23 protein-coding genes, 1 pseudogene and 1 other annotated feature are annotated in these 23556 nt (G+C 58.3%); of the genes and pseudogenes, 8 read left to right on the top strand and 16 right to left on the bottom strand.

Annotated elements, in window-relative coordinates; all coding sequences use genetic code 11:
• The first annotated feature begins 604 nt into the window (after positions 1-604).
• Complete coding sequence (locus NUW23_03045; GenBank protein ID MCR4425155.1) at positions 605-730, top strand: hypothetical protein; 126 nt, start codon at positions 605-607, stop codon at positions 728-730.
• Positions 731-896: 166 nt separating this feature from the next.
• A complete protein-coding gene (locus tag NUW23_03040; protein ID MCR4425154.1) occupies positions 897-1802 on the top strand; it encodes a restriction endonuclease in 906 nt (301 codons plus the stop codon).
• Between the two features lie 282 nt (positions 1803-2084).
• Here NUW23_03040 and NUW23_03035 read toward each other — a convergent pair whose 3' ends face one another.
• The 5 genes from NUW23_03035 to NUW23_03015 form a co-directional block, all read right to left on the bottom strand.
• Entirely contained in the window at positions 2085-2618 is a 534-nt protein-coding gene (locus tag NUW23_03035; protein ID MCR4425153.1) for a hypothetical protein, read from the bottom strand.
• 2 nt (positions 2619-2620) lie between these two features.
• Positions 2621-3913, bottom strand: a complete 1293-nt coding sequence (locus NUW23_03030) for an XRE family transcriptional regulator (GenBank protein ID MCR4425152.1) — start codon at positions 3911-3913, stop codon at positions 2621-2623.
• Positions 3914-4213: 300 nt separating this feature from the next.
• On the bottom strand, positions 4214-4354 hold the full coding sequence (locus tag NUW23_03025) for a hypothetical protein (GenBank protein MCR4425151.1): 141 nt from the start codon (positions 4352-4354) through the stop codon (positions 4214-4216).
• Positions 4355-4511: 157 nt separating this feature from the next.
• A complete protein-coding gene (locus NUW23_03020; GenBank protein ID MCR4425150.1) occupies positions 4512-4865 on the bottom strand; it encodes a DegT/DnrJ/EryC1/StrS family aminotransferase in 354 nt (117 codons plus the stop codon).
• A gap of 87 nt (positions 4866-4952) precedes the next feature.
• On the bottom strand, positions 4953-5321 hold the full coding sequence (locus tag NUW23_03015) for a DegT/DnrJ/EryC1/StrS family aminotransferase (protein ID MCR4425149.1): 369 nt from the start codon (positions 5319-5321) through the stop codon (positions 4953-4955).
• Positions 5322-5720: 399 nt separating this feature from the next.
• Between NUW23_03015 and NUW23_03010 the strand changes: the two genes are divergently transcribed.
• A complete protein-coding gene (locus NUW23_03010) occupies positions 5721-6026 on the top strand; it encodes a transposase (protein MCR4425148.1) in 306 nt (101 codons plus the stop codon).
• 53 nt (positions 6027-6079) lie between these two features.
• The gene (locus tag NUW23_03005) at positions 6080-6964 is read left to right on the top strand and encodes an IS3 family transposase (GenBank protein MCR4425147.1); all 885 of its coding nucleotides are present in this window, start codon (positions 6080-6082) and stop codon (positions 6962-6964) included.
• A gap of 25 nt (positions 6965-6989) precedes the next feature.
• Here NUW23_03005 and NUW23_03000 read toward each other — a convergent pair.
• Positions 6990-7946 (bottom strand): annotated as a pseudogene (locus NUW23_03000) (tryptophanase).
• Between the two features lie 90 nt (positions 7947-8036).
• Positions 8037-8301: a binding site (T-box leader), on the bottom strand.
• Positions 8302-8583: 282 nt separating this feature from the next.
• Between NUW23_03000 and NUW23_02995 the strand changes: the two are divergent.
• From NUW23_02995 to NUW23_02980, 4 genes are all read left to right on the top strand, one after another.
• Positions 8584-9063 carry a MarR family transcriptional regulator gene (locus tag NUW23_02995; GenBank protein ID MCR4425146.1) on the top strand — a complete coding sequence of 160 codons (480 nt, stop codon included), beginning with the start codon at positions 8584-8586 and terminating at the stop codon, positions 9061-9063.
• Between the two features lie 37 nt (positions 9064-9100).
• On the top strand, positions 9101-10828 hold the full coding sequence (locus NUW23_02990; GenBank protein ID MCR4425145.1) for an ABC transporter ATP-binding protein/permease: 1728 nt from the start codon (positions 9101-9103) through the stop codon (positions 10826-10828).
• Positions 10825-12801 (top strand): ABC transporter ATP-binding protein/permease, encoded by a 1977-nt coding sequence (locus NUW23_02985; protein ID MCR4425144.1) that lies wholly within the window; start codon positions 10825-10827, stop codon positions 12799-12801. Before NUW23_02990 ends, NUW23_02985 begins: the two co-directional genes overlap by 4 nt.
• Positions 12802-13012: 211 nt before the next feature.
• Positions 13013-15259, top strand: coding sequence for a site-specific DNA-methyltransferase (locus tag NUW23_02980; GenBank protein ID MCR4425143.1), 2247 nt, complete (start codon positions 13013-13015; stop codon positions 15257-15259).
• A gap of 37 nt (positions 15260-15296) precedes the next feature.
• On the opposite strand, the gene ptsP is transcribed toward NUW23_02980, so the two are convergent.
• From ptsP to NUW23_02930, 10 genes are all read right to left on the bottom strand, one after another.
• Positions 15297-17021 (bottom strand): phosphoenolpyruvate--protein phosphotransferase, encoded by a 1725-nt coding sequence (ptsP, locus tag NUW23_02975; GenBank protein ID MCR4425142.1) that lies wholly within the window; start codon positions 17019-17021, stop codon positions 15297-15299.
• Between the two features lie 5 nt (positions 17022-17026).
• The gene (locus tag NUW23_02970) at positions 17027-17278 is read right to left on the bottom strand and encodes an HPr family phosphocarrier protein (protein ID MCR4425141.1); all 252 of its coding nucleotides are present in this window, start codon (positions 17276-17278) and stop codon (positions 17027-17029) included.
• A gap of 20 nt (positions 17279-17298) precedes the next feature.
• Positions 17299-17691 carry a dihydroxyacetone kinase phosphoryl donor subunit DhaM gene (gene dhaM, locus NUW23_02965; GenBank protein MCR4425140.1) on the bottom strand — a complete coding sequence of 131 codons (393 nt, stop codon included), beginning with the start codon at positions 17689-17691 and terminating at the stop codon, positions 17299-17301.
• A 12-nt stretch (positions 17692-17703) separates the two neighbouring features.
• Positions 17704-18312 (bottom strand): dihydroxyacetone kinase subunit DhaL, encoded by a 609-nt coding sequence (gene dhaL / locus NUW23_02960; protein MCR4425139.1) that lies wholly within the window; start codon positions 18310-18312, stop codon positions 17704-17706.
• A gap of 46 nt (positions 18313-18358) precedes the next feature.
• Positions 18359-19351, bottom strand: coding sequence for a dihydroxyacetone kinase subunit DhaK (gene dhaK, locus NUW23_02955; protein ID MCR4425138.1), 993 nt, complete (start codon positions 19349-19351; stop codon positions 18359-18361).
• Positions 19332-20726 carry an L-serine ammonia-lyase, iron-sulfur-dependent, subunit alpha gene (locus NUW23_02950; GenBank protein ID MCR4425137.1) on the bottom strand — a complete coding sequence of 465 codons (1395 nt, stop codon included), beginning with the start codon at positions 20724-20726 and terminating at the stop codon, positions 19332-19334. Before NUW23_02950 ends, dhaK begins: the two co-directional genes overlap by 20 nt.
• A gap of 7 nt (positions 20727-20733) precedes the next feature.
• Entirely contained in the window at positions 20734-21228 is a 495-nt protein-coding gene (locus tag NUW23_02945) for an L-2-amino-thiazoline-4-carboxylic acid hydrolase (GenBank protein MCR4425136.1), read from the bottom strand.
• A 47-nt stretch (positions 21229-21275) separates the two neighbouring features.
• Complete coding sequence (locus NUW23_02940) at positions 21276-21992, bottom strand: ABC transporter ATP-binding protein (protein ID MCR4425135.1); 717 nt, start codon at positions 21990-21992, stop codon at positions 21276-21278.
• Positions 21979-22797, bottom strand: coding sequence for an ABC transporter ATP-binding protein (locus tag NUW23_02935; GenBank protein ID MCR4425134.1), 819 nt, complete (start codon positions 22795-22797; stop codon positions 21979-21981). The genes NUW23_02940 and NUW23_02935 overlap by 14 nt, the downstream gene beginning before the upstream one ends.
• Positions 22797-23556 (bottom strand): branched-chain amino acid ABC transporter permease (locus NUW23_02930; GenBank protein MCR4425133.1); only part of this gene is annotated, 760 nt, incomplete at its 5' end. The genes NUW23_02930 and NUW23_02935, both read right to left, overlap by 1 nt.

Raw genomic sequence — 23556 nt, 5'->3', positions numbered from 1 at the left:
ACCAGGAGGAGATGGCGCGCGAATCTTGAACTGATCATTCGTGCCGTCAAAGAGATTCCCCCTCTGCGCGGCGACGTAATTCCTCTGGGCGGCACGAATGATCAGTTCAAGATTCGCGCGCCATCTCCTCCTGGTTGCCTGGAACCTGGAAATTGAGTTACACAAGATTCCGCAGGTCTTTGGCTCTCCTCATGCCTCCATCCATACAGTCCAATCCAGGTGCTCCCATCCGAAAGGACGATCGTTCATCCAGGGGTTGCCCCGCAGTCTCCCCGTCGTCTCTCGACTATTCCAGTTGGACTATTGATGTCTTTCCACATCACTCATGACAGAATGCTTTCGGCGGCCAGAAAACGCACACGTTGGTTGCTTGGTTTGGGCACGAGACATGGACCACTGGTGTCACGCAGTGGCGGCGGGTGTTGTATGCGCGAGCCTCACAAGCGCATCCGTGACAGCGGGAGCCGCGATATCGGGGTTGGTCGCCCCGATAAGAAAGCGTCCCGGTGCCTCACCGCACTGGACCGGTTCGACCGTAGCTCCAGGGTTCTCAGTGACCGAGGAACCCGCTACGCACTGCAAGCAAGGAGGAACACTCGAGAATATGTCGAAACGACGCTACAGGACGAGACATAGCCGGGCACATGAGCTGATACCTGCGAGGATGGGCAGCGTGCTCGCCTGTACCACCTACATACTCACCGTTCGTGCTGTGTCCGAGGCCAAATGATATGTCGTCGAGCCATCGCGCGAACGTAGCGCTAGCTGGAATGAGGGTTGCAGTGGGCGCAGGCCGCCGTGACTCTTACTTCCGACCGCATGAGTCCGCGGAAACGAGGCATTGAGCCTCACATTGGAGAACGCGAGAACGGACACGGAACAGCGGGCTGACAAAGATGGCGGTCCCAGATTTCGAGAGTCTGATGCTTCCTCTCCTCAGGATTGCAGCGGACGATCAAGAACACCGCCTCAGCGAGACCATTGAAGCGCTGGCGCAGGAACTGCATCTCAGCGAAGACGATAGAAACGAACTGCTTCCAAGTGGCCGCCAGGCCAAGTTTGACAACCGAGTCGGTTGGGCCCGCACATACCTGAGCAAGGCGGGACTCCTCGTAAGCACCAGCCGGGGGCGGTTTCGCATAACGGAACGTGGACTCGAGGTGCTGGCAAATCCACCTGGCGACTTCACTGTCGGATTCCTGCAGCAGTATCCGGAGTTCAAGGAGTTTTATCGCCCGCCGTCCCAAGAGACAAAGGAAGAGGAGAACGATAGAGAGACCGATCAGACGCCTGAAGAAATACTGGAGTCAAGTTACCAAGAGCTCAGGCGCAGTCTGGCACACGAAATCCTCGAGCGTATCAAGACCTGCTCGCCGAAGTTCTTCGAAAAGCTGGTCGTGGACCTGTTAGTGGCTATGGGGTACGGCGGATCCAGGCAAGATGCGGGTCAGGCTGTCGGTCATACGGGCGATGACGGAATAGACGGCATCATTAAGGAGGACAAGCTGGGTCTAGACATAGTGTATGTCCAGGCTAAACGGTGGAGGACAGTGGTGGGGAGACCGATTGTGCAAGCCTTTGCCGGAAGTCTCGAGGGACAAAGGGCGAAAAAAGGCGTCCTCATCACGACATCTCAGTTCTCCAAGGACGCAAGGGAGTACATAGGCAAGATCGAGAAGAAGATCGTGCTGATAGACGGAGAGCAACTCGCTGAGCTGATGATAGATCATGACGTTGGGGTCACACCGGTCGCAAGCTACGTTGTGAAAAGGGTAGACCTCGACTACTTCGAGGAGGACTGATCGGGGGTCTCCGGCTCTCCGGCAGCTTCTGCTTTCCGTTACGTCACGTCTTGGCCCTGCGTGCACGGGCCTTTGTCATCACTGAGGCAAACTCAAATCTCCGACACGGGGGGATTTCCCCCGCAGTAGGAGGGCTTACTGCATCTTTCACTACGTCCCTCACAACCATGAGAAGTGAGCATGGGCAACTTGTAGTAGCAGGCCACTCCTCGACACCCGGAATCTTCCAGTACATCGAGGGGTTCTATAACCGCCGGCGCCGCCGCTTCACGCTCGGATACCTCAGGTAATCCCCAGTATCTGCAGGACCTCATTTCTGAGCGTCTTCAAGTGCGCAAGGCGCCGCGGAGTCTTCTCATCCTTCGGAAGGCCTGACGGCAGCGTCGCAAGTGCCATGTCCAGATCCTCCAGCGTCATGGTCCCCGCTTGAATAGCTGCCGCAAGAAGGCACGGCGTCCGCAGATACCGGCTACGGCCCAGGCGGCGAAGCGCCTCCCGTTCCGTCCGGCCCTTTTCGTAAGTGGCGAAAGCCCAACCCTGATGGACTGCCGCAGCTATGCTGGCTGCTTCACCATCTGCCGACACTGTCCGGAGCTCCACATAAGTTTTCAGTTCCTCGATGTCGTCGACGCGCGTCTGGCGTATGGCGCCCGCCTGCAGTTGCTCCTCCAGAATGGCCCGTTGCCTCAGGTCCGTGACCTCCTGCCTCACGCTCTCCACTATCCAGAAGCGGAACGCTCCGGCCTCCAACACGCGGGCGAGACACGCCAACGCGATGAGGTCGATGATGACGTTGGTGTCGAGGAGGACGTCCAAGACTAGCCCTCGCTTTCCGAACCCGAGGGCCCAGTTGGTGCCTCGATCCTCTCCAGAGTTGCTCCGAGCTCGTCGGGGTCGAAGTCCCCCAGGCGCGCGAGCTCCCGGAACTTTCGGCGGGAGATGACCTCGTGCTGGAGCGCCTCCAGAGCAAGGTGGAGCAATCGCCGTCGAGCGAGGCGCAACTTAGTTGGACGAACAACCTGCCGCTCACCGGCTTCAGCCGCGCCTTCGCATTGGATCTCGGCGTCAATGCCGAGCATACGGGACAACGTCCGCCCAGACCCGTCCTGGTCGGCAGCCAGGAGTGTACTCCGTTCCCGCTCGGTGATCAGCTTGAGATTGAAAAGCTGCCAAATCATGGCCAGCCGGCTCACGCGGAAGTGACCGGCCAGGAGACAGACGTGCCACAGCCCGATCTTCGTGGCCTCCGGCCCGAGACGTCCCTCCACCAACTGGACGTCGCCCTCCAGAGGAACGACGGCTTCCCTGGGTCTGGATGGAAGACCTTTATTCAGGCGCGACAGGTAATCACGGATACCGTCCTCGGGCATGAGGAAGGCCGCGGCGAAGGCGTTGGCACGGACCTCAGATAGTTCGTCCTTCTCCTCCTGTCGACTGATGATACCAGGCCGGTCGTGATCGACCAGGACATGGCAGTATTCATGTGCGAGAGAAAACCTCTGCCGCTCGGCAACGTGAGTGACGTTAACCCCACAGACGACGCTCTCGTTGAGGCGCACTGTGAAGCCGGAAAGGTGGTTGGGTAGCTCCAACTCCAAGACGGTGATGCCCTGGTTTTCCATAAGGTCTCCCAGGTTGTCCAAGGGTGCGGAGCGGAGCTCCAGACGCTGCCGGTCCTGGTGTGCCAGGCGTTTTCCCTGATCCACCGCTTCCCACCGTCCTCGCAGGGGCATAGCAAGGTAGCGAGGAAAGGCGGCTGTCGCCCGCTCCACTTCAAGCAGGTGTTCGAGGTTGGCAATTTCCCGGGCAATGGCAATGCCCTTGCGAACCGCATCTCGCGTCCCCTCGTCGACATCCGTCTCCGGCAGCGCCCGCAGGAGCACCGAAACCCCGTCTATCGCGAATTCTGGGGTGAGAAACTCCGCAGGCGAGCGGCCATACAGGTACGCCAGGCGTGCCAGTTCCACCCCCGATACCTTGCGCTTTCCCGTCTCCATGAGCGTGATGGCCGAGCGCGGCAGACCAAGGCTCCGTGCCACCTCTTCCTGGGTCAGTCCGGCACGTTCTCGGGCTTCCCTGAGGCGGGTGGCGAGCTGTTCCGGCGTCAACATGACGATCCCTCCTGACTCGAGTATATGTTATGAAGCACAGACTGTCAATATGCGGATGCAATGTTCGATAATAAGACGCGAGGGTGAAAACCAGGAATTGTGGGTACCCGCAGGGACCGGTTCACCTGGCAGTCTGTTGATGTCGGGGAGTCATGGTTAGGAAGACAGACCCTTTGGGCGCGGCATCTTTGGAGCGTCAGGGACGGCGGAGAGCCCGGCCAGGTGTATGCCCCTTTTTTACCCTCTCAGAGCATGATAGGTTCGCCTCGCCCCCCGGCTGATCTTCGCCCGCCGAACGACCTACGAAAACCTCCAGGACACGATCTCGTCCTCAGGAAGGCTGACCTGAACGCTCCACCTGGACGAGAACCGCCCAAACCTCGGGAGGGTGCGATCGAACAATGCGTACCCGGCGGTGAGCGACTCGCGTAGCCTGTTCACGGCGTCCTCTCCGATGGGCAGTAACTCTGCAGGAAACCCCAGCTTCGTGGCGGCCGCGAGGACTGCGCTGACGCCTACTGTACCTCCCCCAGGGCGCGCTCGAGGACGTCGGCGAAGTAGTCGATCTCCTCGGCTGTCACGAGCAGACTCATCCGCGTCACCTCGGGCGCCACATACGGCAGGCGCACCCCCGGCACACCCCTTGCACCCTTGCCAGGCGCTCCGCATGCATCGCCGCCACCCGCTCGCGCTTCACGATGATCTCCTCGATGCGCGACATCTGCGCGACCCCGAGCGCGGCCAGAAGCTCGTCCATGTGGTAGTTGTAGCTCAGCCGCTCGTGGGAAAGCCACACCCCTGCCTCCCCCCGGTCCCTGGTTGAATAGCCGACGAGAGAGGCGAAACCGTGACGGGTGACCCCGCCTCTCAGCGTCCTGGGTTGGACATGCGCCAGCAAAGGCGGGACGCGCAGCGTGAGGCGTGCCATCGCGCAGTGGTCCGTGACGACCATCCTCCCTCCCCCGTGGTCATCTGCTTGTTGGGATGGAACGCGAACACCGCCCCGTGCGAGAAAGCGCCGCTCCCGGCCTTGATGCCCTTATACTCGGACCCCAGGGATTCGCAGGAATCCTCGACCACCACGAGGCCGTGGCGGGTCCGCGATCTCGCGGACGGCGTCGAGCCTGGCCGGCTGGCCGAAGGCGTCCACCGGGAGGACGGCCTTCGTGCGGCGGCTGATGGCGTCCTCGATGAGGTCCGGGTTCATGTTCGCGGTGTCAGGCTCGATGTCCACGAACACCGGCTTCGCCCTCTCATAAAGGATGCAGTTGCTGGACGCGATGAAGCTGAACGGGGTCGTTATGACCTCGTCGCCCTCGCCGATGCCGAAGGCGCGGACAAGCAGATGCAGCCCGCTAGTGCCGCTGTTGACCGCAGCCGCGTGTTTCCTGCCAACGTAGCCGGCGATGGCCCGCTCGAACTCCGCCAGCTTCGGACTGAGGGCGAGGATGGGAGAGCGGATAACTCAGGTGGTGCTCACACTTTCCTATCCGGAAGCTTTCCCAAGCTATCTGTTGTACTTAGGGTTCTTGCCTCCGTGATTGCTTCGATACATCTCAAGCCTCATTTGTTCCCAGTGACGGCTGGCCGTTTCGCATTCATGCTATCGAATACTCTGCCTTCGCTTCTGTGTCCTTGTTCCCGCCTTGTGGGATCATTCGTAATGCCAATGTATACCACTCTGTGACCATCCTTCAGTTCATATCGGTAGTAATCCCTGTTGCCACTCATTAGCATACAAGCCCCCCAACTGGTTTGGACAGGGGAGCCTTAGGGTGGTAGAGTAGGAGCGGGGGGTAGCGTAGAGGTGACGCGCAGGAGGTACACGGAGGAGCAGAAGCTTGCGGTAGTGCGGGAAGCGGTCGAGACGGGGAACTGCGCGGTGGTTGGGCGCAGGCACGGTATAGCAGAGAACCTGGTGAGCCGGTGGGTAAGGCAGTTCCGGGCGCTTGGTGAAAGCGCGTTTACGGGCTCGGCCGGCGGTGGCAATGAGGGCGATCGAGCCTACAGGGCCCTGGCCTTCGAGAATGAACGCCTCAAGAGGCTGCTGGGCGAGAAGGACCTCGAGATAGCGGTCTTGAAGGACCTTGTAAAAAAAACGATCCGCAAATAGCGGAAAGGTTCGCTGTTGCCCACAATTGGATAGCGCAAGGCCGCAAGGCTCGAATTGTCTTACGTGCTGTGGAGCTTAGCCGGTCAACGTATTACTACGGCAGGTCTCATAAAGACAGGCCCGGGAAGAAGCCAGGCGGCGGCAGACCGATACCCCGGTACTCTCGGACCAAGGCGGGGCGGATCGTAAGCGACGATGAGGTCAAGGAATGGATATGCGAGCTCATCGAGGGCGAGGGGTATGCGTACGGGTATTTGAAGCTGACGGTATGCCTGCGTAAGAGATACGGTCTACTGATAAACAAGAAGAAAGTGTATCGCCTGTGTAAGGAGCTAGGTCTCCTGAGGCCTCAGAGGAAGGCAAAGCCAAAGCGCCCGAGGAGGCTTGCGAGGAATAGAGTGGTCACAGGACCTAACCAGCTATGGGAGACGGACGTGAAATACGGATATATCGAGGGAGAGAGGCGATTCTTCTTCGTGATGTCGGTACTCGACGTCCATGACCGTTCAGTGGTTGCAAGCCACATAGGCCTTTGTGCAACAGGCAAGGATGCGGCCCTGACGCTCGGCAATGCGCTGTGGAAAAGGAGGCTGTTGCATAGTGGCCACAAGCCCGTCGTACGGTCTGATAACGGGCCGCAGTTCATAGCAGACGTATTTGAGGAGGCCTGCAGCCGTTACGGTGTGGAGCATGAGAGGATACCCGCAAGGACCCCTAACAAGAACGCTCACATAGAGGCGTTTCACAGGCTGCTCGAGGATGAATGTCTATCGCGTTACGAGTTTCGTGCCTATGCCGAGGGATACGAGCAGGTAGCGAACTGTATGGAGTTCTACAACACGACCCGGATGCACTCCTCTCTTAAGTTCATGACGCCGGAGGAATGTTATCGAGCAATTCAATGCGGGAATATGAAACTACCATCTGTTAGAGTCTAATGTCCAAAACTCGGGGGTCGGTCCGCTCGTCCATTGTCTCGTCCAGTCCAACGGCAATCGCCTCCATCTCGCGCACCGACATGCCGTATGTCAAGAAGCCCTCGAAAAGGGGCATCAGCTCGCGCATTCTTGCATTGAGCGCGCCGTCACGAATACAGATCCCGCCGCCCTTTGCGAAACCCAGTTTGCGGGCGGAGAAATGCACGACGTCCATCTCGTCCACCAGCGCGCAAGTGATCTCCCGTATGCTCATATCTTCGCACGCGGCCTCACGCTGCTTGATGAAGTACAGGTTGTCCTGCAGGAGACTGGCGTGCAGCACGGTCAAGATACCGTGGGAACGAAAGATGGCGGCCACTTCCCGCGCGTTTTGCAGCGAGAAAGGCTGTCCGCCAATGAGATTGGTGCCCGCCTCCAGCCGAACGAATGGAATGTTCTCCGCCCCCTGCTCGGCAATGACCTGCCTCAGCTTGTTGAGGTCGAAGTTGCCCTTGAAAGGAAACGTGCTGGTTGGGTTCAAGCCCTCGTCGATGACGAGCTCGACAACGCTCCCGCCGTTTCTGGCGATATGCGCCTTAGTCGTGGTGGAATGGAAATTCATTCGCACGACCTTTCCGGGCTTGACCAGGGTTGACGCAAGAATGTGCTCGCAAGCGCGCCCTTGATGGGCGGGCAGAAAGTACGGCATACCAAAGATCTCGGTCAGCTCGTCCTTCAGTCTAGTGAAAGTTGCCGAGCGTGTGTAGCTGTCATCGGCGACCATCATTGCCGCCATCTGTTGGTCGCTCATGGCATTGACGCCGCTGTCGGTCAGCATGTCCAGGAAGACATGGCAGTTTTGGAGCAGAAACGTATTGTTGCCAGCCTCGGTAATCGCTTCGAGCCTGCGCTCGATTGGGAGAAGACTGAGTTTTTGCACGATGCGGACCCTGTGCATGTCGAGGGGCAGATGCTCGCCTGTGAAGAACCGTACGTTTGCCATGCTGAGGACGCTCCTTTCATCAGGGCGCGCCCTTTGGCGCCGGTACGCCCATTCCGCAGGGAAAGCAAAAGCGCTCATCCTCTGCCTTCGCCAGAGGACGAGCGCCGAATCCCGTGGTACCACCTCATTTTGCCGGCATCTCACGATGCCAGCCTCTTCAAGTACGGCGCGGTACTGCGCGTATACTCTATCACTGTAACGGGTGAACCCGTCCCAATCTAAGGGGCGCAGACGCGCCTTTGGGTGAGCGGCTACCGAGATGTATTCGGAAATGATAGCCCTGCCCCTCGCACCAGCCGGGAACTCTCTTTAGGGATATCCTCATTTCTTGCTTCTTCTCGGTCATCGCCTCTTGCCGTATGGACCTACTTTTGCATTTTATCAGCGTCAGCCGTGTTTGCCAAGCGGGGGTTTCGCCATATGTTGGGGGGCCGCGAGGCCTTTAACCCGGGTGAACTCCTCTTTGTTGTCCTGCCCCCGCAGCTTCCGCAGTGACAGCCTCTTGAAACGCCGGCTTCAGCCGCGACTGACGCTCTCGAGCCCGTTGACAGTTAGCTAGGTATCGGTTAGTATAGTAATCGTTGCCGGGATGCTGCTCGGAAGCCCTTGCGGTTTGCAGTCGGAAGGAGGTTAGGCCGTGTTCACCAAGGATGATGAGTTTCTTCCCTTCAAGCAGGTCGAAGGCGTGGAACCGCTGTCGCTCAGGGTGTTGAACGCGTTTTTCAGGGCCATGCGCTTCCATGGGCAGCTCATGTTCAAGATGCTGGCGGAGAAGGGCTTGTACCCAGGGCAGGCTAGATGCCTGTGGATTCTGCATCACGAGGACGGCATCACCCAACGCGATCTGGCAGCTCACCTACACGTCGCCCGCCCCACTGTGACTGTGATGCTGCAGAAAATGGAGAGAGCGGGCCTGATCACTCGGAGAAACGACGATGAGGATCAGCGGCTCACGCGGATATATCTGACTGACGAAGGCCGATCGCTCCTATCTCGTATGCACGAGATCATGAGCGATTTCGTTAGCTCTGGGATAGGGCAGCTGTCAGATCACGATCAGCTGGAGCTCGAGAGGCTGCTAGGCACCCTCTGCTCCCACATGTCGAAGCGACTCTAGCTTACCGCCGACCAATATGTGAGGTGCAACGCGTTCCATGATGAGCCTGTTCAGATACCTCAAGCCCTACTGGAGGCAACTGCTGTTAGTCAGCGTGTTGCTGCTGGTTCAGTCCATATCCAACCTCTATTTGCCCGACCTCAATGCCAGGATAATCAATGAGGGCATCGCCAAGGGCGACATCGGCCTGATCTTGCGCATCGGAGGCTTCATGCTCCTGGTGACGTTGGTGCACGCGGGCTGCTCCATTGTGGCAGTGCTCTTCAGCGCCAAAGCCGCCATGGGTTTCGGGCGCGACCTGCGCCGCGCCGTGTTCTCCAGAGTCCAGAGCCTGTCACAAAGGGAAGTGAACCAGTTTGGAGCTGCGTCCCTGATCACCCGCACAACCAACGACGTGCAGCAGATGCAGATGGCGGTGTTTATGGGGTTCAGCGTGATGTTTTCGGCCCCAATCATGAGCGTGGGCGGGATAATCATGGCCCTGCGTCAGGATGTGCCTCTATCGACATCGATAGTCGTTATCGTGCCACTCATGGCAGCGTTGGTCGGGGCCGTAATGACGCGCGCTTTGCCCCTGTTCAAGCTGCAACAGACCAAGATCGACAGGCTGAACCAGGTGGTTCGCGAGAAGATCACAGGTGCCAGGGTCATCAGGGCGTTCGTGAAGACTGACTATGAAGCCACGCGGTTCAACGACGCCAACGCCGATCTCACCCGAACTGCTCTGACCATTCACCGCACCTTCGCTCTGACAATGCCGTCCTTGATGCTGATCATGAACCTTTCAACAGCAGCTATTCTTTGGTTTGGCGCTCACAGGGTCGACATCGGCGCCATGCCCTTGGGCAACCTCACGGCCTTCCTGGCATACGTAATGCAGATCCTGATGTCGGTGATGATCGCCGTCATGATGTTCGTCATGGTCCCCCGGGCGGTCGCCTCCGCAGAGCGCATCCAGGCAGTGCTGAAGACTGAGCCCTCAATAGCCGACCCAACCAAGCCCGTGCCGGCCCAGGCCCTATTCGGCCGTGTGGAGTTTCGGAATGTCGAGTTCACCTATCCCGGAGCCGAGGCGCCGGTCCTCAAGAACATCTCCTTCACAGCCCGCCCAGGCGAGACGACGGCCATTGTCGGCAGCACAGGCTGCGGAAAATCCACGCTGGTGAATCTCATCCCTCGCCTTTACGACGTCACCGGCGGCGCAGTGCTGCTGGACGGCGTGGACATCCGCCAGATGACGCAGGAGGATCTCAGGGACAAGGTGGGATTCATTCCCCAGAAGGCTTTCCTGTTCAGTGGCACTGTAGCCAGCAATCTCCGCTACGGAAAGAAGGACGCCACCGACGAGGAGCTCTGGCAGGCCCTGAAGATAGCGCAAGCCGAGGATTTCGTGAGGCAGATGCCTGGCGGGCTCGACGCCCCCATTGCGCAAGGCGGGTCCAACGTGTCAGGCGGGCAGCGTCAGCGCTTGGCCATTGCCCGCGCTTTGGTGAAGCGTCCGCCGATATACGTTTTCGACGACAGCTTCTCCGCCCTGGATTTCCGAACCGATGCCAGGCTGCGCGCAGCCCTGAAGGAGCAGACGCGCGACGCGACGGTCTTTATAGTAGCGCAACGTGTGAGCACCATCATGGACGCAGACCAGATAGTGGTGCTAGAGGATGGGCTGGTCGCGGGCATTGGCGCCCACGCCGAGCTGATGCAGAGCTGTGAGGTATACAGAGAGATCGTGTATTCACAGCATTCAGAGGAGGAGATCGCATGAGCCAGGACCAGAAGAGGCCGCCGATGCGGCGAGGTTTCGGCTTCGGCCCACTCCATGGCCGCCCAGGCATGATGCCTGGCGAGAAGGCCAAGGACTTCAAGGGCTCGCTGAAGAGGCTTGTGACGTATCTGAGACCCCACAGACTCGCAACAGCCGTCGTGATCCTGCTGGCCATCGTCAGCGTGGCGTTCTCGATGGCCGGACCCAAGATCCTGGGCCGAGCAACGAACCTGCTGTTTGAAGGTGTAATCGGCAAGCAGTTGCCGCCTGGTGTCACCCGCGAACAAGTGGACTCCATGCTCCGCGCGAGCGGGCGGGAGCAGATGGCAGACATGCTGTCCAACATGAACATCGTGCCCGGCAAGGGCGTGGACTTCGGCGCCATACGCAATGCGCTGCTCACCATGGTGGCAGTGTACGTACTCTCAGCTGTGTTCAACTGGATGCAGCACTACATCATGGCAGGCATATCGCAGCGCACCGTGTATGGACTGCGTAAGGAGGTGGATGCCAAGCTCGCCCGCCTTCCCCTCAAATACTACGACGACAACACGCGCGGGGAGATCCTCAGCAGGGTGACGAACGATATCGACAACATCGCCAGCACCCTGCAGCAGAGCCTGACTCAGCTCATCACGGCCATGATCACTCTTCTCGGCGTGCTCATAATGATGTTCACCATCAGCCCGCTGCTTGCCGTTATCGCATTGGGCACTCTGCCCCTGAGCGCTGCCGTCACCGTGGGCATTGCGCGGCGCTCGCAAAAGGAGTTCGCGCGCCAGTGGGAGAGCACCGGCAAACTCAACGGGCATGTCGAGGAAATGTATACCGGCCATACCGTAGTGCAGGTGTTCAACGGGCAGCGAGAGGCCCTGGAGAGGTTCGATGATGAAAACGGCCGCCTTTACCAGGCCGGGTTCAAGGCCCAGTTCATATCGGGCATCATCCAGCCCGCTATGCACTTCATCAACAACCTCAATTACGTGGCGATCTGCGTCATAGGCGGCGTGCGGGTGGCCAAGGGGCTCATCACCCTGGGCGATGTTCAGGCGTTTATACAATACTCGCGCCAGTTTACGCAGCCCATCACACAGACTGCGTCCATAATGAACATTCTGCAGAGCACGGTTGCATCGGCCGAGCGAGTGTTCGAACTGCTCGACGAGACAGAGGAAAGCCCGGACGTCAATTCTCCATTGAAACTAGCGAACGTGTCCGGGCGCGTGGTGTTCAACGACGTGTCATTCAGGTACAAACCAGATACGGCGCTCATCGAAGGGCTTAACCTCAGAGTTGAGCCTGGTCAGACAGTCGCCATCGTGGGGCCCACCGGCGCGGGCAAGACCACCCTGGTCAACCTGCTGATGCGCTTCTATGAGATAGACGGCGGGAGCATCACCATCGACGGCGTCGACACGCGCACAATGACCCGAGACAATCTTCGTAGGCTGTTCGGCATGGTGTTGCAGGATACATGGCTGTTCGACGGCACGATCCGCGATAACATCGCCTACGGATGCAGAAAGAACCAACGCCCCCCCAGCGAAGAGAGCATCGCGGCGGCAGCTCGAGCCGCGTATGTGGATCATTTCGTCAAGACCCTTCCGGAAGGCTACGACACACGCGTAGGGAATGACGCCTCCAGCATATCTGAGGGTCAGAGGCAGTTAATCACAATAGCCCGAGCGTTCCTCGCCGACCCGCAGATCCTGATCCTCGACGAGGCCACGAGCTCGGTGGACACCCGCACAGAGGTGCTGATCCAGCAGGCCATGGCACGGCTCACGAAGCACCGAACGAGCTTCGTGATCGCCCATCGCCTCTCCACGATCCGCAACGCCGACACCATCGTGGTAATGAACGAAGGACGCATTGTTGAGCAAGGCAATCACGAAACGCTCATTGCGAAACGGGGATTCTACTACGAGCTCTACACGAGCCAGTTTTCCAACATCTACCGCGAGGCCGTGTAGCAGCAACAATTCCGTTGTCAGCCTTCTTAGGCATCGGAGCGGCCGAGTTGAAGATGAGCTGGACTGAACAAGACTTGACGCAGGGACCTGCGAAGCGAATGAGGCATATACCGACGTACTGACATGCTCAGTTCTCACGCCCAGCAGCGAGTAGTATTGCACTGCATTACAGTTCAACTTCAACACAATGCCTGCAGATGGAGGAACGCCCATGCCGAGACTGACCGAGCAAGAGAAACAGGAGATTATCCGCTACATAGAGGCAGATGTGCCACTGCCCGACAAGTATCGCTTCTTGCTTTTCGCGGATAAGCGAGAGGTTGAACTGGTGTGGGATGGCAAGACCAACGAAGTATGCAACACCGTCCTCCCCTTTCAGGTGATTGAGCGGGTGGGTGAACCTCGAGCCGAAAAGGACAAAGCAGCACAGATGACGTCGTTCGCCCCGGATGCTCGAGGTCGTCAGCTCAGGAGCTGGACCAACAAACTGATCTGGGGCAATAACAGGCTAGTGCTATCGTCCCTCAAGAACGGCCCGCTGCGCGAGGAGATCGAGAATCAGGGCGGCCTCAAGCTGATCTACATTGACCCACCGTTCGATGTGGGCACGGATTTCAGCGTGGACCTCCAGATCGGCACTGACGCTATCACCAAGAAGCCAAACACCCTTGAGGAAATCGCCTACCGCGACACCTGGGGCAAAGGGGCGGATTCTTTCATAGCAATGATCTACGAGCGATTGGTGTTGATGCGGGATTTACTGGCCGAGGATGGCGGCATTTACGTGCACTGTGATTGGCGTGTGAGCGGTATGGTTCGGCTGGTTCTGGATGAGGTCTTCGGGAGTGACAACTTCCTGAACCACATCGTTTGGGTATATGGGCAAAGTGCGAGAGGTGCAAAGGCGATCGGCGGTCAATTCGCAAGAAACCACGACGATATTCTCTACTACCGACGTTCACCCGGCCACCGCTTCAACGGTGACTTGGTCGAGAGGAGCTATTCCTTTGGCGAGGCAAAGGAAGCGGGTTTCAGGCAGGACGAGAAGGGACAATGGTTTAAGACGGCTCCACGAGGAGACTACACTGATAAGAGCATCGCTCGCCTTGAGAGTGAAGGCAGAATTCATCGCACTAGAAATGGTTCTATTAGGATCAAGTATGTCCTACCAACCGTCGGAGACCATGTCGTTGAATACGTGCCTGCAGGCGATTCATGGGTGGATATTCCCGACGCCATGCACATGCCGAAGTCAGAGATAACAGGCTACGCCACCCAGAAGCCCGAAGCGCTTCTCGAGCGCATCATCAAAGCTTCATCCAACGAAGGCGACTTGGTTGCGGACTTCTTCTGCGGCTCGGGCACGACTGCCGCCGTAGCAGAGAGACTCGGGCGCAAATGGATCGTCTGTGATCTGGGCAAGTTCGCTATCCACACCGCCCGCAAGCGCATGATCGGTGTGCAGCGCGAGCTCAGGGCCGAAGGGAAGTACTACCGCGCCTTTGAGATCCTGAGCCTGGGCAAGTACGAGCGCCATCACTACATGGGCATCGACCCCAACCTTCCTGAAGCTGAGCAGCAGAAACAGCTGGAGACGAGGCAGGCCGCTGTCTTCGACCTGATCCTGCAAGCCTACCGCGCGGAGAGGACTGACGGCTATGCCAGGTTCCAGGGAAAGAAAGATGGAAGGCTGGTGGCGGTGGGGCCGGTCAATACGCCCGTCACGCGCCTGTTCGTAGAAGAAGTCATCCTGGAGTGCCGTCAGAAGCACATCCCCAGAGTCGATATTCTGGGCTTTGAATATGAGATGGGGCTGTTCCCCAACGTGCTGAATGAAGCTCGCGCCGAGGGAGTCGATATTGCCCTCAAGTGCATCCCAGCCGAGGTATTCGACAGGAGGGCGGTGGAGAAGAACCAGGTCGTCTTCAGCGATGTGGCCTTCATCGAGGTCAAGCCGCATGTCTACGAGAACATGGTCGCGGTGGAGCTGACAGGTTTCTCGGTATCCTCCTCACAAGACTCCATCTCCGCTGCCGAAATGTCACTGAAGGACAAGGCCGCCAGGATCGTGGTGGAAAGAGGTCAGATCATCAAGGTGCGCAGAGATGCCCACGGTGTCGTCATTCGACAAGTGCTTACAAGACACTGGACTGACTGGATTGACTACTGGGCAGTGGATTTCGACTTTGGGAGCAGACAAGAGATCATCCGCGTCAGGAACCAAGAAAGCGGCGAATGGGAAGAGAGATGGACGGGAGACTATGTCTTCGCGAACGAGTGGCAGTCCTTCCGCACCAAGAAGAATCGTGGGCTCTTGCTAAAGAGCGAGTTCCATGAATGCTCGCCCGGGCCACGTAGAATAGCCGTCAGGGTGGTGGACGTATTCGGCAACGATACCATGACCGTTGTCGAAGTCACTGTTGGGGTAAAGAACTATGGGGAAACCGACTCGCTGTGAACACCTGTCTTAGCACATAAGCCTCTCTAGCCGGGTCCTATTGCGTGAGCACCGCCTGGGGTGCGGCGGCACGGACCAAGGCGAGGACTTCTTCCTCTGATTCGCAGCGCAGGGCCTTCATGGCGAGATCCTGCATCTCGCCCATGCTGAGCGACTCAATGAGGGCGTGTATTGCGGGCGCTCTGGATGGAGTCATGCTCAGCTCATCCACGCCGAGGCCGATGAGAACGGGTACCACTTCCCTTTCGCCCGCGGCCTCTCCACAGACACCCACCCATTTGCCTGCCCCATGTGCCTCGACCGTGCAGTTGTAGATGAGCTTAAGCACCGCGGGATGGAGGGGTTGGTAGAGATGCCGCAGTCTGGGATTGGACCTGTCGGCGGCCAGGGTATACTGAATCAGGTCATTGGTCCCGATACTCATGAAATCCGCTTCTCTCGCGAGCTTGTCCGCAATGAGAGCTGCTGAAGGGATCTCGACCATGGCTCCCAGCTGTATGTCCTCAGAGTATCGGATGCTCTCTGTGTCCAACTCCGCCTTCGCTGACCGAACGAGTTCCATGAGAGCCCGCCATTCTCCGATCGTGGCGACCATGGGGAAGACTATGCGCACCCGGCCGTGGATCGAAGAGCGCAACAATGCTCGGATCTGGGTCTTCATTAGCTCAGGTCTCTCGAATCCGAGCCTTATTGCCCTGACTCCAAGGAATGGGTTGGATTCCGGTGGATTCGGTATGCACGGAAACTCCTTATCCCCTCCCACATCGAAGCTGCGAAAACAGGCAGTGTGCGGGTTCAGGGCAGCAACCATAGCGGAATACTCTCTGTACTGTTCCTCTTCAGACGGAACCACGTCCCGTCCAATCAGGAGAAACTCCGTGCGGCACAGGCCGATGGACCGAAGTCCGTGTTTCCTGAGCATGTGGATATCCTGTGGAGTCCCCGCGTTGGCCGCGATCTCGACACCGGCGCCGTCTCTTGTGGTCGCAAGACTGAGGTCCGCAATTACGCCTGACGTTGGGGAGGACATACGATCCTGAGCTAGGGCTATCTCCTCAGCGGAGGGGTTGAGGACAGCGATGCCGGCTTTTCCATCAACCATAATGGGCTCGCCTTCACGCGCCCTTTTGACTATGCCTGGAACCTTGATTATGGCGGGTATGCCCAAGGCCTGGGCAAGTATGACGGAATGGCCGGTCGGCCCCCCGGCCTCCAGGATAATGGCTTTCACCTTGGACGGGTCCAGAATGCCGGTTTCCGAAGGCGCGAGGTCTTCCGCCACGACTACCCCCTCAGCATCCCCGGCGGTATCGGTACCGCGTATGAGGTTCAGCACTCTCAGGCCTATGTCCGCGATATCCAGGGCTCTCTCCCGCATGTACTCATTGTCCATCGACTCGAACTGCGCGCGCAGTGCCTCAAATGCCTCGGCAATTGCCTGCTCAAGTGTGCGGCCTGAGTCGATCCTGGAAAAGACCATGTCTTCAAGCACGGGGTCTCTCAGGATCATGTCATGGGCACGGAAGATCTCAGCTTGCTCATCCCCAATAGATGATGCTGTGCTATCCGCAAGATCGAGCAGGGCGCGGGAGGCCGCTTCAACCGCCTGTCGCCATGCGTTCTTGGCAACGTCCGGGGAGTCATCTGAACCTGACCGAGTCTCCACCCTACTTGCGCTTTTCGCAGGCTCATGTCTCCACTTGAACACCTTGCCCACGGCTATGCCAGGGGACACGCCCTCGCCCGTGAAAACGCACCTCATGAGCGTCACCCCCCGGACACAAACGCAGTCAGGGCGAGCATTGCCTCGTTCTCATCAGGCCCGTTCGTCACTATGGTAATGGTCTCACCTTGGGATATGGCCGCCAGCATCATCTCCACCATGCTCTTCGCATTTACCGTTTTGCCTTTGTGCAGTATTCGTATCTCCGACTTGAATGAGTTCGCTGCCTTCACAAATCGAGCGGCAGGACGGGCATGAAGGCCTGACTCATTTCGCACTACAACCGTGGTCTCCAAGACTAGGTCCTTCCCTTCCATCATGCCTTTGTCATGGTATGGGCGGACTGCGCAGCCTTATCCACCTCAGCAAGGCTTCGTCCCATGGACGCCTCAATAGCCGCGAGGACGGCGCCTTCGACGATAGGGGCATTGGCGATGATGACCTTGGCCCGCCTCTCCTCAGGCAGGGACTCAACCGCCATCTGAGCGCTCATGACTGAACTGCCGAGGTCCGCGAGGATCACGAGCCCATCCCCGAAAGCGAGGGCATCCACGGCCCTGGCAACTCGGTCAGGATCAGTGCCTATCCTGCCATCGGCAGTTCCACCGCAGGCCACAATGACTACATCATTTCCGGCCATCTCGGCCGCGATGTCCCGTGCCCCGTCAGCTACCTTGCTGCTATGGGAGATCAGAAGAATGGACACCATGTTGGCACCTGCCTATACACTGTCCGCAATGGTCTTGAGGAGCAGATAGCACGAGACCGCACCAGGGTCGAGATGGCCTATGCTCCGTTCCTTGAGGAAACTGGCACGACCTCGTACGGCCATGATGGGGCGGGTGGATTCCATGCCTTCGCGGGCCTTGGCCGCGGCATTGGACAGGGCCGAACTCAGGCTGGTCTCGTTCCTGCCGGGTCCTCTGAGATATGCCACGGCAGGCTCGAGCGCGTCAACCATGGTCTTGTCCCCCACCTCTGCGCCTCCACGTTTCTTTATCCCCGCAAGCGCTGCCTCGAGCATGGCGATGGCGTCATCCAGAGACACCCGGTCCTTCCCCTTCACCACATTTCCCGCGTATAGGAAAGCAGTACCGTAGAGAGGCCCGGATGCGCCCCCGACAGTGGACACCAGAGTCATACCGACTGTGCTGAGGATGGTGCCGACACATGGCGGATCAGATGTGAGCGCGTCCAGCTTGGCGAGGACGGCCTGAAAACCCCGGTCCATGTTCACCCCGTGGTCGGCGTCACCTATGGCGGCATCGAGTTCGGTCAGGTAATCCTTATTGACCCTTATAGCCTCAGCCATCGCCTTTATGATGGCCATACTGGCTTTCACATCAATGGAGTCTTCCACCGCTGACGATCACCTCTCACTGAGTGAATGCCGGGGTCTCCGCCGGGTCGTCCAGAAGGGACTTGAGCTCGTCATCGAGCTTGAAAAGGGTGATCGAGGCCCCTGCCATCTCCAGGGAGGTCATGAACTCCTTCACATAGGCCCTGTATACGGAAATGCCGGCACTCGCGCACCTTTGTCCGACTCTTCTGGCCATTATGTAGAGCTCCATAAGAGGAGTGCCCCCGAGCCCGTTCACGAGAACCGCGACTTCATCCCCTGACCTGAAAGGCAGATCCCTCATGATGCTGTCCATCAACGCATCGACGATCTCATCTGCCGGTGCTATCTTGGTCCTCTTCACCCCAGGCTCACCGTGTATGCCGAGGCCGATTTCCATCTCCTCCTCAGCCAGCTCGAAAGTGGGCCTGCCCACTGCAGGGACCACACACGGGGTCAGGGCCATACCTTTCGACCTAATGTTCGCATTCGTCTTCAAGGCCACCCTGAGGACTTCTTCCAGGCTTCCCCCTCGCTCCGCCATGGCTCCTGCGATCTTGTGAACGAATACAGTGCCCGCTATGCCACGCCTTCCTGTAGTGTAGGTGCTGTTCTCAACGGCCACATCGTCATTCACTACTACCTTGGCTATCCTCGTTCCATCCATCTCAGCCATTTCCCCGGCCATGTCGAAGTTCATGACATCACCTGAGTAGTTCTTGACGATCATGAGCACCCCGTGTTCGGTCTTTATGTGGTTGATGCCAGCGATTATCTGATCTGGGGTCGGAGATGTGAATACTTCCCCTGCAACCGCTGCATCCAACATGCCCCTGCCCACGAAGCCGCCGTGAGCGGGCTCATGACCGCTCCCGCCACCGCTTATGAGGGCTACCTTGTCCGGTCTCTTGGCCTTGCGCACCAGCACACTGGCATTATCGAGCTTCCGGATAAGGTCGCCATGGGCAAAGGCCATGCCCTCGAGCATTTCGGCGACTGTGCGCTGTGGATCATTTATGATCTTCTTCATCGGCGTTCACTCCTGTTACCCGAGTTCGGCTCATGGATGCGTACTTGCCCCTGGCCTCGAGGATCCTTATGATGACGGCATCCACGTCCTTCATTCCGTCCTTGTTGAGAATGCCCAGATTATCTGTGGTGATCTCTAGCGAATCATCGACTACTCCTTGCGGGATAGTCACCCCTTTGTCCTTGAGGGCCATCAAGGCAGCGAGATACGCCTCGCTCGCTACAGATCCTATTCTCAGCGCGCAGGAACCCTTGGCCCCATCGCACACGATCCCGGCTGTGGCAGAAAGCATGGTGCGCATGGCATTGGCGGCCTGGTCTATTGTCCCGCCCATAAGCCATGTCATGCCCACGGCAGCACCTGCCCCGGCTGCGACTGCGCTGCCGCAGATGGGAGCGAGCCGTCCGGTCCTGGCTCTTATGAAGCTCGTGGTCAGAACGCTCATAGCAACGCCGCGAGCAATGTCCACCCTGGACTTGCCGAGAGCCTCACCCAGGAGTGCCACAGGCAGGATTGCGGCAATGCCTTGATTGCCGCTGCCCACCGCGCTCATCGCAGGCATCTTCGCCCCGGCCATACGCGCATCTGAGGCCGCGCTGGCATAACTCCTGATGCGGAACATGAGGTCATTCTCGAGTCTCTTGTCCCGGATCATGGATAGCACTGCCCGGCCGAGACCCAGACCGGATACGGATTCATCCCTCAGGCCGTACTCTGCTATGGCCTTGTTCATCTCCACCCCAGACATGATGTAGTCCACGTCATCGAGGTCCATGTCCTCCGCCAGGCTCATGACGGATTCAAAGGTCATTGTGCGCATCTCCGCCTCGATCTCGGCCGAAGGTTCGGGATCGACTGAAACAGCCCCATCACCTCCCGGGGCGGGCTGGCCGCCGGCGTTTCCATCGAACACTACCCGGCCATCAAGGGTCACCCGTTCGATATGTGAGTGGCTCTGTGATATCACACAGGTGGCCCTATGGTCCTTGGTCTCAATGGTGCACTCGACGTAGACTCCTTGCACGCCCGGTACGCACGATAGATCGACCTTGCCCTGGGCCAGCCAGGACTTGGCGATGTCGACATCAGCAGGAGAGCAGTCCCGCAGGGCTTCCAGGGAACAGCCGGCTTTGCCCGCTATGGCTCCCAGGGCTGCAGCTAGAGCATTTCCCCTGCCTCCCATAGCTCCCGGGATCCCCACATCCATACCGTTCTTGTATATGCTTTCGCTCACCCTGACGACGACACGCGTGATCTCTGCATCAGGCCACAGTTCGCACCTTGCCCTGGCTGCCGCCAGGGCCACCGCCCCCGGCTCAGTACACCCGAGAGCTGGAACCACCTCGATCCTGAGGAATTCCTTGAGGCTCAGCATGGGCTGATCACTTCTTCTCTTTTGTTACTACCACGCGGCATACCTTGTCGCCCTGAGCTATGGTAGCTTGCAGGTCGAACTTGAACTCCGGAAACGCTGAGATGATTCCTCGATCCCCGTCCATGGCTATGTCGCACAAGGTGTTGATGCGAGTTTCGTCCTTCCCCAGCTTCATCCAGGCGGACACGAGGGGGCAGTAGTGGAACTCCACCACGAACTCATCATCGCTCATCTCCTTCACGTCCATCTCGAAGACTTTCCTGACAAGGTCATTCGCGAATTCACTCGCGAACTTCTTTAGGTCATCGGTCTTTGAGAACTTGCAGTGCCCGTGGAAGACGCCGCAGTTGAATATGGCTGCGCGGCCTATCTTCTCCCAGTCCGCGCCGGCTCGCTCGACTTCATCCAGGAGCAGGCTGAACCAGGTCGCCCTGTGTTCGATCGCGGCCCTGACATTATTCACTTCAAGTTCATTGACAGTACTCACATTTGTGATCGCCATTTCTCGTTCCTCCTGCAGTTCATCATTTGAGTCAGACATGGCTCAAACTACTTTGCCATCCCGAGATATGCCGAGATGACCCTGGGATCATTGGCCAACTCCGCTGCACGGCCCTCGATGGCAATGCTCCCGGTCTCAAGGACGAAGGCTCGGTCAGCCACTTCCAGGGCCATGCTGGCATTCTGCTCCACAAGGAGTATGGTCTTGCCGGTCGCCCGGATCTTCACTATCAGATCGAATATCTGGTCCACCAGTATAGGGGCGAGACCAAGGGAAGGCTCATCCAACATCATGAGCTTGGGATCGAGCATAAGCCCGCGGCCTATGGCGAGCATCTGCTGCTCGCCTCCGCTCAACGTGCCGCCGTTCTGCCTCCGTCTCTCCTTCAGCCTGGGGAACAGCTCAAACACCATTTCCATGTTGGCTTTCAACCTGTTGGGTTTCGAGTCGGTATTGCCTAGATCCCCCGCGATGAGGTTCTCTTCCACGGTCAGGAAGGGGAATATGTGTCTGCCCTCAGGAACATGGCACACCCCAAGCTTGACAATGCGGCTGGGTTCCATGCGAGTGATGTCCATGTCCATGAAAGTCACTCTGCCGCCGCTCTTTCTCACCAGGTTGGATATTGCCCGTAGGGTGCTGGTCTTTCCGGCGCCATTGGAGCCTATGAGAGTGACGATCTCCTTGTCGCGCACATCGAAGCTTATGCCCTTTACTGCTTCTATTCCCCCATAGTTGACACGGATGTCATCAACCTTGAGCACTCGCCGCTCCCCCCTTCCCCGCATCGGGCCCGTATGCTCGGGAACGGCGTCTCCCAAGGTATGCCTCGATCACCATGGTATTGGTCTGTATGCTCTCAGGAGGGCCTTCCGCGATCTTCTCCCCGTGATTCAGCACGGTGATGTTGTGGCACACATTCATGATGAGTCTCATGTCGTGCTCTATCACGATGATGGTGAACCCCTCCGCCGAAAGATCCTTTATGAAGTCCACCATCTTCTCGGTCTCCGCAGGATTCATACCGGCCGCAGGTTCGTCCAGGAGGAGTAGATCAGGCTGGGCTGCCATGGCTCTCGCTATCTCAAGCCGCCTCTGGTCGCCGTAAGGAAGACTTGCCGCCATCTCATGCGCGTGCGCGCCCAGTCCGATCCGATGGAGGATCTCCAGTCCTCTGCTATTGGAAAACTCCTCGTCCTTCTTGTAGGTTCGGGTCCGAGCGACTGCATCCAGAAGTCCCGTGGCGGTACGTATGTGGAACCCTATCTTCACATTGTCGAGCACGGTCATTTGCCTGAACAACTTGATGTTCTGGAAGGTTCTTGCCATGCCAAGCCTGGCTATGCGCTCAGGCGCCATACCCGTGATCTTCTGCCCCTTGAAAAACACATCCCCGCCCGTGGGTGGGAAGGTGCCAGTGAGGACGTTGAAGAGCGTGGTCTTTCCCGCACCGTTCGGGCCTATGATTCCGTGTATCTTGCCCTGCAGGACTTCGAGGTCAACGTTGTTCACAGCCTTGAGCCCGCCGAAGTACTTGCATATGCCCTTCGTCTCGAGGATGGCACCCATCACATCTTCACCTCCGTTTGCGCGCCTTTCGCAGCCCGGAGCCTGGCTTTGCCCACCATGGACTGGGGACCGGTCATTGCTCCACTTCCGGCTATGCCCTGCGGGCGTACGAGCATGATTCCGATGATGGCCGCACCGAATATGACGAGCCGGTACTCAACGAGCCCTCTGAAGACCTCAGGCAGGATCGTCAGGAGAACCGCTCCGATTACCGGCCCGATCAGGGTTCCCTGTCCTCCGACAAGAACCATGGCAAGCATGGAGAACCCCTCGTCAAGCTTGAAGCTGTCTGCGCTGATATATGCTGCAAGGAAGGCATAGAAGCACCCTGCTACCCCCGCCCAGAAAGTCCCTATGGCGAAGTTCAGGAGTTTGTACTTGAACACCTCCACTCCCATGGACCTTGCCGCATCCTCATCCTCCCTGATGGCTATCCATGCCCGGCCTATCCTGGAGTTGATCAGTCGATAGAACACTGTCATCATAATGATGGCTATCGCCAGGATTACGTAATAGAAGTGGGTGTTGGTCTTCAGCGCAAACCCGAATAGCTTGGGGAACGGTATTCCAGGTATGCCGAACGGGCCCCTTGTCAGAGATGTCCAATTGAGCACAGTGAGCCTGATGATCTCCGAAAACCCCAAGGTGGCCATGGTGAGGAATATGCCCCTCAGGCGCAGGGTAGGAAGGCCCAGAAGAAGGCTAAAGAGCGAGGCCATGATCCCACTCACGGGCAGGAGCTTCTGGGTGCTCCTGCCC

Source organism: Bacillota bacterium (genome assembly GCA_024655925.1).
Classification (GTDB): domain Bacteria; phylum Bacillota; class DTU025; order DTU025; family JANLFS01; genus JANLFS01.
Note: the sequence above shows the minus strand (reverse complement) of the source record. Positions and strands in the feature narration are given on the sequence as shown.

Excerpts from the sequence above, each read along its gene's own strand:
- NUW23_03045 (MCR4425155.1), top strand. The coding sequence starts at position 605 with ATGTCGAAACGACGCTACAGGACGAGACATAGCCGGGCACATGAGCTG.
- NUW23_03040 (MCR4425154.1), top strand. The coding sequence starts at position 897 with ATGGCGGTCCCAGATTTCGAGAGTCTGATGCTTCCTCTCCTCAGGATT.
- NUW23_03030 (MCR4425152.1), bottom strand. The coding sequence starts at position 3,913 with ATGTTGACGCCGGAACAGCTCGCCACCCGCCTCAGGGAAGCCCGAGAA.
- NUW23_03020 (MCR4425150.1), bottom strand. The coding sequence starts at position 4,865 with ATGGTCGTCACGGACCACTGCGCGATGGCACGCCTCACGCTGCGCGTC.
- NUW23_02990 (MCR4425145.1), top strand. The coding sequence starts at position 9,101 with ATGATGAGCCTGTTCAGATACCTCAAGCCCTACTGGAGGCAACTGCTG.
- NUW23_02985 (MCR4425144.1), top strand. The coding sequence starts at position 10,825 with ATGAGCCAGGACCAGAAGAGGCCGCCGATGCGGCGAGGTTTCGGCTTC.
- NUW23_02980 (MCR4425143.1), top strand. The coding sequence starts at position 13,013 with ATGCCGAGACTGACCGAGCAAGAGAAACAGGAGATTATCCGCTACATA.
- ptsP (MCR4425142.1), bottom strand. The coding sequence starts at position 17,021 with ATGAGGTGCGTTTTCACGGGCGAGGGCGTGTCCCCTGGCATAGCCGTG.
- dhaM (MCR4425140.1), bottom strand. The coding sequence starts at position 17,691 with ATGGTGTCCATTCTTCTGATCTCCCATAGCAGCAAGGTAGCTGACGGG.
- dhaL (MCR4425139.1), bottom strand. The coding sequence starts at position 18,312 with ATGGCCATCATAAAGGCGATGGCTGAGGCTATAAGGGTCAATAAGGAT.
- dhaK (MCR4425138.1), bottom strand. The coding sequence starts at position 19,351 with ATGAAGAAGATCATAAATGATCCACAGCGCACAGTCGCCGAAATGCTC.
- NUW23_02950 (MCR4425137.1), bottom strand. The coding sequence starts at position 20,726 with ATGCTGAGCCTCAAGGAATTCCTCAGGATCGAGGTGGTTCCAGCTCTC.
- NUW23_02945 (MCR4425136.1), bottom strand. The coding sequence starts at position 21,228 with ATGGCGATCACAAATGTGAGTACTGTCAATGAACTTGAAGTGAATAAT.
- NUW23_02935 (MCR4425134.1), bottom strand. The coding sequence starts at position 22,797 with ATGGGTGCCATCCTCGAGACGAAGGGCATATGCAAGTACTTCGGCGGG.